The sequence below is a fragment of the Floridaenema evergladense BLCC-F167 genome (genome assembly GCF_041929205.2).
Lineage (GTDB): Bacteria > Cyanobacteriota > Cyanobacteriia > Cyanobacteriales > Aerosakkonemataceae > Floridanema > Floridanema evergladense.
In genome coordinates, this window is sequence record NZ_CM171625.1 from 5,245,361 (window position 1) to 5,260,503 (window position 15,143).

The following is a 15,143-nucleotide window of genomic DNA, read 5'->3' on the forward strand; positions in this document are numbered from 1 at the left end:
ATCCAATTTAAATGCGGAACAGCTTATAAGAGCTACCCCCTTTGGGGTACGCGAATAGTCTGACGATAGGATAAGACCACAATTACCAGTAGGATAACAATCCCAGCGGCGATCGGCAAAGACCAACTGAGCGCCCCACTACCAGCAGCAACCAAAACTAGTAAAATTTCCTCACTAGCATAAGCAACTGACAAGAGAGCATCCCAGGAAAGTACTGCTAACGCAGCGGCTTTACTTAATCGTTCTTCCGCGTGAGTGCTAGTTGGTAGAGATTCACCCAATATAAATTCTTTTAGTTGACCGTAGAAAGCCATATACAATCCGCATATATAATGAATGGCTCTAGCTTACAGAAAATCCTAGCTTAGGATAGACTCATCGATTCCTCACCATAGTAAATATAGGCAAAATGTAGTGTCATATCAGTTTATCGTCTAATTCTGGGTTTAAAATGCCAATATTCATTCAGCAGCTTACTAAATTTGCTATTGGCAAAACCCAAAACAAAATTTTATCGCTTAAATTTGGGTGTTTCTAAGGTAGTGTTATGGAAGTAGAAGAATTTTTAAATAAATATTCCCAAGGACTCCGGGATTTCACTGGGATTAACTTAACCGAAGCAAACCTAAGTGGAATTAACTTGAGTGGAGCAAATTTGACCGAAGCGAATTTGAGTATATCAAATCTCAGTGGAGCCAACCTCAGCCAAGTTAATTTTACCCAAGCAAAACTTAATGTAGCAAGGCTCAGCGGCGCGAATCTAACCCAAGCAAATTTATCTGGAGCCATTCTGAATGTAGCTAATTTAGCTAGGGCTGACTTGCGGGAAGCGGATTTATTTCAAGCAGCAATGATTCGGACTGAATTAATTCGGGCGGAACTGAGTGGAGCTAATTTGAGTGAAGCTAATCTTACGGGAGCAGATTTAGGAGAAGCTAGGCTAAGATTAGCTAATTTAAGAGGAGCTAATTTAAGTGAAGCTAATTTGCGGGGAACTAGTTTGACTGGAGCTAATTTACAACAAGCAAATTTACATGGTGCAGAATTAAGCCGAGCCGATTTAAGCGGTACAGATTTACGTGGCGCAGAACTCAGACAAGCGAATTTAGGCATGGCGAATTTGACGGGGGCGGATTTGCGGGGAGCAAATTTAAGATGGGCTGATTTAAGTGGGGTAAATTTAAGGTGGGCGAATCTTAGTGAAGCTAAACTAAGCGGTGCAAATTTGAGCGGTGCAGATTTAAGTAATGCTAATCTAATGAATACTAGTTTGGTGCATACTGACTTATCTCAAGCTAATTTAATTCAGGTAGATTGGATTGGTGCAGATTTAACTGGAGCAAATTTAACGGGGGCTAAACTCTATGCAGTGTCTAGGTTTGGCATCAAGACTGAAGGGATAAATTGTGAGTGGGTGGATTTGAGTCCTGAAGGAGATCGATCGCAAATTTATCGCCTAAGCGCCGAAGAAGCCAGCAGATTTTTTCATCAAACTTCCCCAACAATTCGGATTATTATTGATGCTTCTTTAGATCAAGAAGCTAACTTTGCTTTAGCCGAAACATATTATCAGATCTACAAAGAATACTCTAGTTTTAACCGTCCAGCTAGTATTGAAGTTAGCGAAAGAAGAACTACAATCACCTTAAGAATTGATAACGATGGACAGTTGTTCATCAGTGCTTATTTAGCTGTTTGTCCGTTTGAAAATAGTAAAATTATTCAAGAAAATATATCTTCAATTATGCGAATTGTTCAAGAACGAGCCGAAGAGTATTTATTACTTGAATCAGAAAAAACTGAATTAGAAAAAATTACCAATCACGTTAACCAAATTAATAAAAATATCAAAAAGATTAAGCTAGACAAATACTTAAGTAAAAATATCAGTAAGAGCGAATTTTTCAAAGCTCCAGCACAGGTGACACTGACTAACTCTAGCGAGCAAGCTTTAAACATTTATCAAGATTCTAACTTTGGGAAACGCTTTGTGATTAATAATTCTTGGGAAAATTTACCAGAGAGAGTAAGCGATACAAAATCCACGCTGCCTCCGATAAATTTAATTTTTGATTTTCTCAGAAATTCTTATCTCTAAATTTACAATTAATTTTTGAATTTTCTGCAATCCACAATTAAAATAAGAGTTGAGGAGTACATAACTCCACAAGTTCAGTTAATTTAAAAGTCCCCTGTTTGATGGCAAGGTAGCCAGATGGAAATAGAAGAATTACTTAGCAGCTATGCAAATGGAGAGCGTAACTTTGCGGCAATCAATATATGTGAAGCTCAACTAAGCGGAGTTAACTTGAGTGGTGCAATTTTGACTAAAGCAAACTTAAGCTTAGCCAATCTCAGTCGGGCAAATTTGAGTAAATCAGACCTGAGTTATGCCAAACTGAATGTCACCAGACTCAGTGGTGCAAATTTATCTGAAGCTAAATTGAATTACGCTATTCTCAACGTCGCTAATCTGATTTTAGCTAATTTAGGCGATGCAGAATTAGTAGAAGCCGCCTTAATTAGGGCTGAATTAATTCGAGCAGAACTTAGTAGAGCGAATCTGACTGGTGCTAACCTGAGTAATGCTAATCTCAGGGAAGCAAAACTGAGACAATCTAATTTGAGTCGCTCTAACCTAAGTTCTGCTGACTTGAGAGGTGCTTCTTTAATCGCTGCTAATTTAGAAGGAGCAAATCTGCAAGGTGCAGATTTAAGTAGAGCCGATTTAAGTAGTGCTAATGCTACAAATGCTGAATTTAAACAAGCAAATTTGAGTTTTTGTAACTTGAGTGGAGCGAATTTAAGTGGAACAAATTTGCGTTGGGTAGACTTGCGCGGAGCCAATTTGCGTTGGGTTGATTTAAGTGATGCTAAATTAAGTGGTGCTAACTTAACTGGTGCTGATTTAAGTAATACTAACTTACATAATGCTAGTTTTGTTCATGCCGATTTAAGAGAAGCAAAATTAATGAATGCTGACTGGACTGATGCTAATTTATCAGGAGCCAATTTAACGGGAGCAAAACTGCATTCTGTGTCTAGATTTGGGTTAAAAACCGAGGGAATTATTTGCGAGTGGTTAGATTTGAGTCCTGATGGCGATCGCACGCAGATTCGTCGCCTCAGTCCTGATGAAGTAAGAAAGTTTTTTCATCAAACATTACCCACAATTCAAATTATCATCGATGCTCCTTTAGACCACGAATCTCATATAAATTTAGCCACTGCTTATTATGAAATCGCTCAAAAATATTCACCATTATCCCAACCACCAACTATTAAACTTAGTCATCGTCGCACCATGTTGACCTTTGCAATGGAAAACGATAATCAATTATTTTCAGCTGCATTCGCTGCCATATTGCCTTTTGTAGATAGTGAAGCAACTCAAAGAAATCTTGTCCGTTTTTTGCAAATATTACAAGAGGAAAACCTTAACATTTTGCAAGAAAAAGAAAAAGCCAAAATCAAAAACATTGCTGAATTTTTGACAGCAGAACTCAGCCAGACATTCCAGATCAAATTAATGAAATCAGCTTTAAATATTCACAAAAAATTGCAATTTTTTCATGCTCCTACCCAAACGGTTTTATGTAATTCAAGCGATCAAACTTTGCCAGTGTATAATCACCCTAACTTTGGCAAACATTGGGTAAAATCAGCAAACTTTGTCGATCCTGATGAAATTACTGCCATTGAATCTACGAAATACACTTTACCAGAAACTAGTATAATATCGAACTTTGTGAAAAACTTTACTCATAACTAATTAAAATAAACTTAAAGCACTGGAGTTATGAGGTAATTGATGAGTAGTATGCGCGATCGCATGAACAAAATGATGGGGCGTACCCGCTTTGTTGTCTGTCGAATTTTTATTCATTTAGCAGGTAATGAAGTTGCCCCGATAATTGGCTTACTTAATCGAGTTGGTAGAGAAGCAATTGATGCTGAAGGTGAAATCGATGTATTGGGAGAAGGATTAGTACAAATTTGCGAAGAGCTATTACGAAATGACTTATATTGGCGATCGGCAGCCAATGAAGGAAACGTATTTTGGGATGAAGGCGAAGCAGGCGACGAAGTAAGTAATTTATTTACTGACTCCGCCGAACGTTACAAGAGTGACTCGTACCCAGGCGAACAGGTAGGAGAAACCGAACCATTATCACTACCAGTTACTCGTAACTTAATTGTTATGATCACAGTAGCATTTGAAGGCGAAGTGCCTCAATTAGAAACCGATCTTGCCGATATTAACGCTCTCAAAGCTGGTCTAAAAGCCCTAATTAATTTACATTATCAAAGAACTCTTAGAGCGATCCAAATACATTGGTCTCCAGCCAGATTAGGTGATGAACTAACCGACGATCAAATATTGGAAAATTATCCAGAACTTATCCCTCTGTAGTTAGATATTTGAAAGTCGGAAGAAAATTTTATTAAGCTCTAGAGAGTGATTAACTACAAATCGAAGTTCCTGAAAACAGCATGAATATCAATCGATCGACTCTCCGTAAACTCACCGTAATATTTCTCTCATTAACCTTGTGTTGGACTACCGTAGCTTGCGGTGGCGGAAATACGGTTTCCAACACACCAGTAGGAAATCAGAGCTTTCCTGCTAGAACAGTTTCCAGCAAAATCAGTGCCGGGGAATACCCCGTACAACAGGCAAGATACAACGATGCCAACGGCGAATATAGCCTGATGTTGCTCAACACACCACCAGGAACACCCGCCAACTTCCGCACCACAGACTTGCAAATGGCCCAACTCACCCCAGAAGAAGTTGCCGCTGGCAAAAAGAGTTACCTAAAGGTAGAAAACAACGGTCAAACATCCTTACATATTCCAGAAGACTTCAAAATTGAGTATATCCGCGCAGTCACCGAAAACCGCCCCGATCCGCAAACCGGACAACCTCAAACTGTAATCGTCCGGCAAGAAAGCGGAGGTTTCTGGGCACCATTTGCAGGTGCAGTAGCAGGTAACTTAGTCGGCAATATGTTGTTTGCGCCGAGATACTATGTACCACCAGTTTATCAACCAGGAATGTCCGTAATGACTGGTTACGGTGGATATGGAAATACTTACAGTCAAGCTACTGCTAGTTACCAACAACGGTATAACCAACCACCAGCAGCAGTTAGAAATCGCCCTGCTTATATCCGTACTACGGGTGGGCTGAGAAATTATCCTTCTGCGAGTAGTGGAGTCGATCGACCCACCCGCACCACACCCGGACAAAGAGCCACAGGTTCCGGTTTCGGTTCCAGTACTCTGAGACAATCAGGTAAATCTGCACCCAGTTCTCGCGGCACCTCCAGCTTCGGTAGCGGCGGGCGCTCTCGGAGCACCTCCGGCTTCGGTAGTAGCCGCAGCGGTGGCTTTGGTAGAAGACGGTAGGTAATAGGGACTGGGGAGGTGGGGAGGTAGGGGGATGGGGGGGAGTTTCTAGATCTAGATCTCTCCCCATCTCCCCATCTCCCCACCTCCCCATCTCCCCATCTCCCCACCTCCCCATCTCCCCACCTCCCCACCTCCCCATCTCCCCATCTCCCCACCTCCCCACCTCCCCACCTCCCCTGCCTTGCCCAAATCCGCTGGGGAAATTATGAAAACCAATGTCCGACTATGTTACTTTTTTTAATAGAAGTGAGAGCGTAGCAAAGCTCATCCTTTCCTAAAGGATCGAGAATACAATGCTCAACTGAGCTAACAACCTGCATAAAATTAAATACGGGCAGTATTTGCCTTACAGTTCTTAGAGGCAAATATTTTTATCCCTAAAGCAGACAAAGGTTGGCTTTTAATTAAACCCATCCTCAAAGCAGGAGATTGGGAAACGCGACATCAGCAATACATTAGATTAGGAACTCTTGCTTCATGTTTACTAAGCAGTTAAAAGACTCGTCAGTATATAACTGGTTCCAAGAACGCCTGGAAATCCAAGCGCTTGAGGAAGATATAACCAGCAAATATGTACCTCCCCACGTAAATATTTTTTATTGCTTGGGTGGGATTACCTTAGTTTGCTTTTTAATCCAGTTTGCCACTGGATTTGCCATGACCTTCTATTACAAACCAACTGTTACGGAAGCATTTTCTTCTGTAGAGTACATCATGAATGAAGTCAACTTTGGATGGTTAATTCGTTCCATCCACCGTTGGTCTGCCAGCATGATGGTGCTGATGATGATTCTGCACATCTTCCGAGTTTATTTGACTGGTGGTTTCAAGAAGCCCCGCGAATTAACTTGGGTGACAGGCGTGGTTTTGGCTGTAATCACTGTTTCCTTTGGTGTAACAGGTTACTCCTTACCTTGGGATCAACTTGGTTACTGGGCGGTGAAAATCGTTAGTGGTGTACCCGAAGCGATTCCCGTAGTTGGTGTATTGATTGCAGACTTGTTACGGGGTGGTTCCAGTGTTGGTCAAGCTACCCTAACTCGTTATTACAGCGCTCATACCTTTGTGCTGCCTTGGTTGATTGCTGTATTTATGCTGTTACACTTCCTGATGATTCGCAAGCAAGGTATCTCTGGGCCTTTGTAAGATCGGAAGTTAACGGTTGTTTTTTGATATCTCAATAGAGGAGCGCACTTTTAAAGATGTCCGTACTGAAGAAACCGGATCTTAGCGATCCCGTATTACGTGCCAAACTAGCTAAAGGCATGGGTCACAACTATTACGGTGAACCAGCTTGGCCTAATGACTTGTTGTACACCTTCCCGATCGTAATTATGGGTACGATCGCATTGTGTATCGGTTTAGCAGTTCTCGACCCTGCTATGGTGGGCGAACCTGCCGATCCGTTTGCCACACCTTTGGAAATTTTGCCAGAGTGGTATTTGTGGCCTGTATTCCAAATTTTGCGTACAGTACCTAACAAATTGTTGGGCGTGTTGTTGATGGCTTCTGTGCCAACGGGTTTGATTTTGGTGCCTTTTATTGAAAGCGTGAACAAATTCCAAAACCCCTTCCGTCGTCCACTAGCAACCGCAGTATTTTTATTTGGTACTTTGGTAACTCTTTGGTTAGGTATTGGGGCAATTTTCCCGATCGACAAATCTTTGACTCTCGGTTTGTTCTAAACTGAAGCAAGTTTTAATTGATGCCTGTTGAATTTTTTTATTGTTAGAAAAGTTCAGCAGGCATCAAGCTATTTTAGATTTTGGATTTGCGATTCAAGAGGCAGAGCCTCTGTTTTTCGTTCCCAGGTTCAACCTGGGAACGAGATATGGGAGGTTCTACCTCCCCTGCTACCTGATTTGAGTTATACCTTAATTCTTTTATTCCTCTTCTCGTAAATCTCCCCGCAAATTGTCGCCTTCATTAATCATTTGCGGGGCAAAACCGGGATTAGAAAGTAATTCTTTGGGGTTGTCGGGAATGTTACCAGTGCGAACTAAATCTCTGGGATCTACGACTCTTTCATCGTCAGTTTGAGGAGGCGCATCAATATTATCTTTATATCCCGGCTGTTTAGGTGTTTCAGCCATAATTATTTTCCACCAATAACATACGCTTTCAGCCTAAAATTAGTATTAGGAAATACACACTATCTGAAGACAGATAAAGTTGAAAGATGGCGAAAAAGCAGAAGTTTCCCCATTTAGTTGGTTCCAAATGGACAGCTTTACAAAAAACTTGGGGTTGGAGACATTTTCAAGTAGTAAATCGCAAAAACCAAGGGGAATGGGTATTTGCTGAGATGGTAGCTTCTTGCGATCGAAACGTGCGATTTTGGATAAATGCTAAAGCTTTGAAAGATCGGACAATGTGGCAAGCGGGGTGGCAAACTTTACAAGAAATCCAGAATATTGAGATAGACTTATCAGATGAGATGAGATCAGAAATACTTTAATCAAGCGGAGATTAGAGTAACGTATAATTTTACGGTGCAACCAAGGTCTAGTGATGGAAAAGAAACGTCTGGGAAAGACTAATATTAGTGTAAGTGCGATCGGTCTGGGTGGAATGCCGATGTCGTTAAGCAGCAGACCGCCAGAATCGCAATCTATTCAAGTCATACATCGTGCTCTTGACTTGGGAATTACATTTATTGATACAGCGGATTCTTATTGTAAAGACGAAACAGATAAACATCACAATGAGAAACTAATTGCCAAGGCATTAAGCGAGTATGCGGGTGATGTTAGTAATGTGATTGTTGCTACTAAAGGCGGATTGATGCGTCCGAATGGTGCATGGACAAGGAATGGAAATCCTGAACATTTAAGAAAGACAATTAGGGAAAGTTTTGCGGCGTTGGGTGGGGGGAAAGCGATCGACTTATGGCAATATCATTCACCCGATCCAGAGTATAGTATTAAAGAATCGCTGAAAGTAGCGAAAGCAGCTGTAGACGAAGGATTAATTAAATTTGTTGGCGTTTCTAACTTTTCAGTTGAGCAGATTAAAGAGGCGCGTGAGATAGTAGAAATTGTTTCGGTGCAGAATCAATTTAACCCTTGGTATCGCTTACCAGAAATTGATGGAGTGTTGAAATATTGTGAGAGAGAGAGTTTAACTTTTTTACCTTGGAGTCCGTTGGGTGGAAGTCGGAGAGTGGGTAGTTTAGAAGATGTAGAAGCGATCGCAAACCTAGCAACAGAAAAAGGAGTATCAGTATATTGTATTGTTTTAGCATGGTTAAGAGCGAAATCGCCTTGTGTTGTACCGATTCCTGGGGCGAGTAAAGTTGCTAGTATTGAGGACTCAGTGCGGGCGTTAGAAGTAGAGTTAACTGAGGCGGAAATAGGTAGAATCGATCGAGGCACAGAAGGTTGAAAAGTACGTTGTTGCGCTTTAGCGCTAAAGCGCAACAACGTACTAAATATTAACCGAAATAGCGACCTGCCATTTGCATAGCGTCAGCGATATCAACATCGCCATCGCCATCAGCATCGAGGAAACTATTAACTACAGGATTTCCACCTTGGGGATTTTGCTGATTGTTACCAGCTTGGAGGAAATTGAGTACTAAAGGAACTAACATGGGGAGAAGTTGGAGGATGGTATTGCGATCGATCCCCGTTCTTTGAGAAACTACATCTGCAACAGATTCCCACTGAGAACCAAACAAAGCATTAACAGCAGAAGGATTAGGAGAAGTTCCAGCAAATTGATTGATGATACTTTCAACTAATTGATTACCACCCTCAGCACGCTTTTGCTGTAAAGAAGAACGCACCAAACTACCAACACCCGACAAAGCAGCTTGCATTGTAGAACTATCAGTACCTTGGTTGTTTTGTAGCTGCTGGACGCTATTGAAAATGTTAGTCAGTTGACCTGCATTAGCTTGCAAGTTGGGGTCATTAACTGCGTTGAGTATTTGATCGAAAAGTCCCATAGTTTTAGCTTTTTGAGTTATATAGTATACTTTGTAGGTATGAATGCGGATGTTAAGCCGATTAGTCCTTTGGAGAGGGTTTAAGAGTTTTTTTTGAACCACGAAGACACGAAGGAAGAAGAAGAAGAAGAGGAATTAAGAGTTGTGGATAATGCGTTTTATACCTTCTTTGAGGATGGGGACGTTAAAGTTGATTAGTAGGGCAAGGGGGCATTTGGTTACTTTTAGGTAGGAGATGACTTGGGCATCGTGGATAGGTGCTAGTTTTTCTACTGCTTTTAATTCAACGACTAAAATATTACCAACTTAGGAAATCTAATTCGCTCTCTCCAACTTGATGACCTTTGTAATTGATTGCTACACTTTTCTTAGGTTCATGAGGTATATTACGCGCCTGAAATTCGGTAGCTAAAGCGTGCTGATACACCGACTCCAAAAATCCTGGCCCCAACACCCGATGCACCTCAATCGCCGCCCCAATCACCTGATACGCTAACCTCTCCACCTCATCATTTAACCACTTCATTCTTCTCTCTTCTTCCTTCGTGCCCTTCGTGTCTAAAACGCTAGCGCGTTTCGCTTCGCTAACGTGGTTCATTCCTCTTACCTCCCTCTCCTTTATGTCAAAATTTTACCAGAACAGCGAATCCCTTAACCAATGACACTAAACCTCCCCCCCCAATACGACCCCTTCTCCACCGAATCTAAGTGGCAAACATTCTGGTCAGAAAACCAAACCTTTAAAGCTGACCCCAAAAACGACGGAAAATCCTACAGCATGGTCATTCCGCCACCCAACGTTACGGGTAGTCTCCACATGGGGCACGCCTTCGGACAAACTCTCATGGATATCCTCGTTCGTTACCATCGAATGCAAGGTTACAATACTCTTTGGATTCCCGGAACTGACCACGCCAGCATCGCAGTTCATACCATGCTGGATAAGGAGTTTAAAAAAGAGAAGAAAACCCGTTTTGATTTCGGTCGTCAAGCATTTTTAGAACGCGCTTGGGAATGGAAAAATAATTCCGGGGGTGCAATAGTTAACCAGATGCGCCGTTTGGGTATCTCGGTTGATTGGTCGCGGGAACGTTTCACAATGGATGAAGGTTTAACGAAGGCGGTTATTGAAGCTTTCGTTCGCCTTTATGATGATGGTTTGATTTATCGCGGCAATTATTTAGTTAACTGGTGTCCAGTTTCTCAATCTGCGGTTTCTGATTTGGAAGTAGAAAATAAGGAAGTAAATGGTCATTTATGGCATTTCCGTTATCCACTAACTGATAATTCGGGTTATTTAGAAGTTGCAACTACTCGACCGGAAACGATGTTGGGTGATACTGCTGTGGCGGTTAATCCTAATGATGAACGCTATCAACATTTGATTGGCAAAACTGTTACTTTGCCAATTATGAATCGGGAAATTCCGATTATTGCTGATGAATTGGTTGATGCTACTTTTGGGACTGGTTGTGTTAAGGTGACTCCGGCACATGACCCGAATGATTTTGAAATGGGTCAGCGTCACAATCTGCCGTTTATTAATATTATGAATAAGGACGGTTCGCTTAATGAAAATGCGGGGCCGTTCCAAGGTCAAGACCGTTTTAAGGCACGGGAAAATGTGGTGAAACGGTTGGAAGAAGATGGCTTTTTGGTGAAGATTGAGGAGTATAAGCATAGTGTACCATTTAGCGATCGCGGAAAAGCCCCGATCGAACCTCTCCTCTCAACTCAATGGTTTGTCAAAATTCAATCTCTCGGTGAAACAACTTTAAAATTCTTAGATGAGCAAAATTCTCCCAATTTTGTTCCCCATCGCTGGACTAAAGTTTATCGTGATTGGTTGGTAAAATTAAAGGATTGGTGTATCTCTCGTCAATTATGGTGGGGTCATCAAATTCCCGCTTGGTATGCTATCAGTGAAACAAATAACGAAATCACTGATAATACACCTTTTGTTGTCGCATTTACGGAAGCAGAAGCTTGGGAAAAAGCTAAAGCTAAGTTTGGCGAAAATGTCAAAATAGAACAAGATCCCGATGTTTTAGATACTTGGTTTTCTTCCGGTTTATGGCCTTTTTCTACTTTGGGTTGGCCCGAAAAAACCGAAAACTTAGAATTTTATTATCCTACAAGTGTTCTAGTTACTGGTTTTGACATCATCTTTTTCTGGGTTGCCAGAATGACTTTAATGGCAGCTTATTTCACTGGCAAAATGCCTTTCCGTGATGTTTATATTCACGGTTTAGTCTTAGATGAAAATGGGGAAAAAATGTCTAAGACTAAGGGAAATGGAATCGATCCTTTGGATTTGATTGATAAGTATGGTACTGATGCAGTACGCTATACTTTGGTGCGGCAAGTTGCTGGCGCAGGTCAAGATATTCGACTGGATTACGATCGCAAAAAAGGCGAATCTTCCGCAGTAGAAGCTTCCCGCAACTTCACCAACAAATTGTGGAATGCCTCCCGCTTCGTCATGATGAATTTAGAGGAATTAAAACCCAGTCCCCAGTCCCCAGTCCCCAGTCCCCAGTCCCTAGAATTATCTGACAGTTGGATTCTCTCCCGATACAATCAGGTTGTGCAGCAAACTACTCAATATATCGATGATTACGGATTAGGTGAAGCAGCAAAAACACTCTACGATTTCTTCTGGGGTGAGTTCTGCGATTGGTACATTGAGTTAGTCAAGTCTCGTCTGCAAAAAGATGCTGATGCAACTTCTAAAAAGGTTGCTCAACAAACTCTTGCTTTCGTGTTAGAAGGGACTTTAAAATTAATTCATCCCTTCATGCCTCACATCACTGAGGAAATTTGGCACACTCTCACTCAAGCTGAAGAATCAGCATCTTTGGCGTTACAAGCATTCCCGAAAGTAGATGAAAATCTGATTAATTCGGAGTTGGAAGCAGATTTTGATTTGTTGATTAACACAATTCGCACGATTCGCAATTTACGCGCTGATGCTGATATTAAACCGTCAACAAAAGTGACGGCAATTTTGCAAAGTGAGAATGAAAAAGAACGTCAAATTCTAACATCAGGTGAGAGTTATATTCAAGATTTGGCGAAGGTGGAAAAACTCTCTATTACTCCTAGTTTAAATGAGGAAGTTGGACAATCAACTACTGGGGTTGTTGGTACTGTTCAGGTAATTGTTCCTTTAACTGGTGTGGTAGATATTGCAGCTTTACGCAGCAAGTTAGAGAAGAAGTTGAGCAAAATTGAGAAGAATATTCAATCACTTTCAGCAAGGTTGAATAATCAAGCTTTTGTGGCGAATGCTTCTCCTGAAGTTGTCCAAGCTGATAAGGATGCTTTGGCGGAAGCGGAGAAACAAGCGGAAATTTTGCGCGAAAAATTGCAGCAACTTCAGTAAGTTTTTGTTTAGTGCGATACGCTGTAGGCATATCGCACTTTTACTTTCCGTTTATACTGTACGTTCGCTCATTTTTGAAGGGTAAGAGGAATTAATAGCTTACTGTGTAAGGTTTCAAGGTGATTGTGGATCTGATGGTGGTGATACCATGTAATACTTGGCAAAGGTAGATCAGATTGACGTAGTATTACACGGTACGAAGGAAGTCAAATCTTGCCGTGTAATACTTGGAAGCTCGGACAGCGGCGTGATGAAAATGGTAGAGTCAGGAAGGTGATAGAGAGTAAGCTGACAAAAAGCCTGAAGCATTCGCGACTCTGATGGGCGATTGGTTTTTCGCTTTGGATTGCCGTCATAAAGACCAGCCAAAGATTGTTGCGTTTGCTGGAGAGCCTTCCGTACCACAAACTCCATCAAGGTAAATACGCGCAAAGCTATATTCAAAATGAACATTAAGCCAGTAATTCGGTCTTCATTTTGGAAGTAAATGGGTAGGGCTGGCAAGGAACCTCTTTTAAAACGGTGAAACCCACGTTCCAAGAGCCATTCATCCCGGTAATACATGACAGCTTGTGGTAGGGTCAGTCGAGTGGTCGGGGCGTTAGTGACATACAGTCGCCATCCGGCCAAGGTTTCTGAAAGCTTAATCGCATCATCAATCTGCTGGATATGAAGTTGAAGAGAAATACTAGTTACTTCCTCAGTCGGAGAATTTTTTGATGGTCGTCCTCGTCCCACAGAGCGAGTTTCAAAGATGATTTCTTCTGTAATCGTGGTGGAGAAGAAATCGTTGACCCGATAGCGCTTGAGAATGTTTTCTACTTTATAGCCCAGTTGCTCCCGGTCGTTACCAGGCTTCTTTTCTAATTTATCCAGAGCAGCTCTAGCCGTCAATATGCGTTGCTGTTGACCACGGATGGCAGAAGCCGCAAGGCTTTGGGAATAAACTACCAAGTAGCGTTCTAGCCAACGTACCCACTTCATCGTTTCTTCATTTAACCAAAACTTGCCTAACTCTACTTCAAAGCCCTTTCCCACAGCAGGTTCTTCTTCATCTTGTCGCGGTAAACGAATGGACACTGTTTCTGCTGGTGGGGAGAGTACCCACTGTTTGAGATATTGGGGGTGTTGTCCACTCATGGGTACAGGGAAGCAATAAACACCTCCATTGGCAGCAATTCGGGCGCGAGTTGCCATCGAGCCAGCTTTACAATCAGCGATGAAGACAAAATTTTTGTGTCCCATCACCTTTGCCATTTGTTCCCATGTCGGAAAATATAATGGGTCATCAGCGCCATTACCTTCCAGGGTGGCGCTCAGCAATGGCATTCCCATCGGGTCGAGGGTTGCCAGTAATTGACGGTATTGCAATAAGTCTGGACGCTTGTCTTTGGAGTACCCATGACGCAGTAGACTTTCTTCGTTTGATTCTTCCTGTTGATGATTCACACTAAAACTAGTTGTATCAGCTCGTGCCACTTCTGTCGGTAATTCGTAGGCCCGAATCAGATGTCGTCCTAATTTTACTTCGATTTCCCGCCTAGCCTCTGACTGCTTACCTAACTCTTCAACTACCCTTGCCAATCGGTCATCAGTAGTATCTTTTTCCTTGAGCGACCACCCCGTACTTAACTCTAAAATCTGTTGGTGTGCCTGAACCCAGGCTTCCACAGCAGATAACCGATGGTCTGACTGGGTAATTATATATGTTAATAACAATACACTCAATTGTCCGTAGCTGAGTCCTTTGTGGTTTCCATGTGGTGGAGTGAGTTTTTGGTCAATACATTTGGCTATTTCCATCTGTTTGAGCCATTCCACAATCAATGGAATATCGTCTATTCGCTCGGAACTTATTTCCACTGTTTTTCCTGTGATCTATTCGGACTCTTGTGTATCCTGGTCAGTCAGTGCCGCAATAAAATGATTCAGGGCTTTGAGTGCTGCTTTGTAGCCTGGAGCTTGCTTACCTAACTTTAATTGTACTAAAACTTGGTCACGTAAAGTTTCCAGTATTGCCACGGAGCGCGGCCTAGTCGCCAGTTCCGCCACCGTAGTTTGGGCTTGATGTCTGGGGTCTAGTGTCCATATAATACTTGGGCTAGCATTGTCTCTCATCACCTGTTCCAAGTAATCTGCTCTCGTCATACATAAGCATTCAGCAGCTATCCCCAAAGCCTTCCAGGTTTCATCAGTTACTCTTAAAGAGCGCACTTGACGATAATCATCGTCTTTGAGTGCGAACTTGCCTTGAATGTCCCGCTTCCACATTACTCTTATTCCGTGTATTACATTGTTAAACTAACCAAGCCTTCCCCAAGTATTACACGGTATCACCACCATCAGATCCACAATCACCTTGAAACCTTACACAGTAAGCTATTAATTCCTCTT

13 protein-coding genes and 2 pseudogenes are annotated in these 15,143 nt (G+C 42.0%); 9 read left to right on the forward strand and 6 right to left on the reverse strand.

Translation table 11 applies throughout. The features are described from left to right. Positions 1-13: 13 nt before the first annotated feature. Positions 14-314 (reverse strand): annotated as a pseudogene (locus ACE1CA_RS25250) (amino acid permease); the annotation flags it as partial. Positions 315-547: 233 nt separating this feature from the next. Here ACE1CA_RS25250 and ACE1CA_RS25255 point away from each other — a divergent pair. The 6 genes from ACE1CA_RS25255 to petD all read left to right on the forward strand — a co-directional run bounded on the left by ACE1CA_RS25255 (position 548) and on the right by petD (position 7,100). Beyond that, positions 548-2,098 (forward strand): pentapeptide repeat-containing protein, encoded by a 1,551-nt coding sequence (locus tag ACE1CA_RS25255; protein WP_413278616.1) that lies wholly within the window; start codon positions 548-550, stop codon positions 2,096-2,098. 117 nt (positions 2,099-2,215) lie between these two features. Continuing rightward, entirely contained in the window at positions 2,216-3,772 is a 1,557-nt protein-coding gene (locus tag ACE1CA_RS25260; protein ID WP_413278615.1) for a pentapeptide repeat-containing protein, read from the forward strand. 39 nt (positions 3,773-3,811) lie between these two features. Next, a complete protein-coding gene (locus tag ACE1CA_RS25265) occupies positions 3,812-4,414 on the forward strand; it encodes a DUF1517 domain-containing protein (protein WP_413278614.1) in 603 nt (200 codons plus the stop codon). 80 nt (positions 4,415-4,494) lie between these two features. Beyond that, a complete protein-coding gene (locus ACE1CA_RS25270) occupies positions 4,495-5,412 on the forward strand; it encodes a hypothetical protein (protein WP_413278613.1) in 918 nt (305 codons plus the stop codon). Positions 5,413-5,892: 480 nt separating this feature from the next. Then, a complete protein-coding gene (gene petB / locus ACE1CA_RS25275) occupies positions 5,893-6,561 on the forward strand; it encodes a cytochrome b6 (RefSeq protein ID WP_413280921.1) in 669 nt (222 codons plus the stop codon). A gap of 56 nt (positions 6,562-6,617) precedes the next feature. Beyond that, positions 6,618-7,100 carry a cytochrome b6-f complex subunit IV gene (gene petD / locus ACE1CA_RS25280; protein ID WP_413280920.1) on the forward strand — a complete coding sequence of 161 codons (483 nt, stop codon included), beginning with the start codon at positions 6,618-6,620 and terminating at the stop codon, positions 7,098-7,100. Between the two features lie 198 nt (positions 7,101-7,298). Here petD and ACE1CA_RS25285 read toward each other — a convergent pair whose 3' ends face one another. After that, positions 7,299-7,508, reverse strand: coding sequence for a hypothetical protein (locus ACE1CA_RS25285; protein WP_413280919.1), 210 nt, complete (start codon positions 7,506-7,508; stop codon positions 7,299-7,301). An 86-nt stretch (positions 7,509-7,594) separates the two neighbouring features. On the opposite strand from ACE1CA_RS25285, the gene ACE1CA_RS25290 reads away from it, so the two are divergent. Continuing rightward, on the forward strand, positions 7,595-7,873 hold the full coding sequence (locus ACE1CA_RS25290; RefSeq protein ID WP_413280918.1) for a TIGR02450 family Trp-rich protein: 279 nt from the start codon (positions 7,595-7,597) through the stop codon (positions 7,871-7,873). A 53-nt stretch (positions 7,874-7,926) separates the two neighbouring features. Beyond that, positions 7,927-8,799, forward strand: a complete 873-nt coding sequence (locus ACE1CA_RS25295) for an aldo/keto reductase (RefSeq protein WP_413280917.1) — start codon at positions 7,927-7,929, stop codon at positions 8,797-8,799. A 49-nt stretch (positions 8,800-8,848) separates the two neighbouring features. Here ACE1CA_RS25295 and ACE1CA_RS25300 read toward each other — a convergent pair whose 3' ends face one another. Both ACE1CA_RS25300 and ACE1CA_RS25305 read right to left on the reverse strand, forming a co-directional pair. Then, on the reverse strand, positions 8,849-9,364 hold the full coding sequence (locus tag ACE1CA_RS25300) for a DUF937 domain-containing protein (protein WP_413280916.1): 516 nt from the start codon (positions 9,362-9,364) through the stop codon (positions 8,849-8,851). Between the two features lie 135 nt (positions 9,365-9,499). Beyond that, positions 9,500-9,890: pseudogene (locus ACE1CA_RS25305) on the reverse strand (GxxExxY protein). A 132-nt stretch (positions 9,891-10,022) separates the two neighbouring features. Here ACE1CA_RS25305 and ACE1CA_RS25310 point away from each other — a divergent pair. Beyond that, on the forward strand, positions 10,023-12,749 hold the full coding sequence (locus ACE1CA_RS25310) for a valine--tRNA ligase (protein WP_413280914.1): 2,727 nt from the start codon (positions 10,023-10,025) through the stop codon (positions 12,747-12,749). Between the two features lie 171 nt (positions 12,750-12,920). On the opposite strand, the gene ACE1CA_RS25315 is transcribed toward ACE1CA_RS25310, so the two are convergent. Both ACE1CA_RS25315 and ACE1CA_RS25320 read right to left on the reverse strand, forming a co-directional pair. Beyond that, positions 12,921-14,612, reverse strand: a complete 1,692-nt coding sequence (locus ACE1CA_RS25315; RefSeq protein ID WP_486517526.1) for an IS1634 family transposase — start codon at positions 14,610-14,612, stop codon at positions 12,921-12,923. Positions 14,613-14,627: 15 nt separating this feature from the next. Continuing rightward, the gene (locus ACE1CA_RS25320) at positions 14,628-15,020 is read right to left on the reverse strand and encodes a hypothetical protein (RefSeq protein ID WP_486517528.1); all 393 of its coding nucleotides are present in this window, start codon (positions 15,018-15,020) and stop codon (positions 14,628-14,630) included. Between the last annotated feature and the right edge of the window lie 123 nt (positions 15,021-15,143).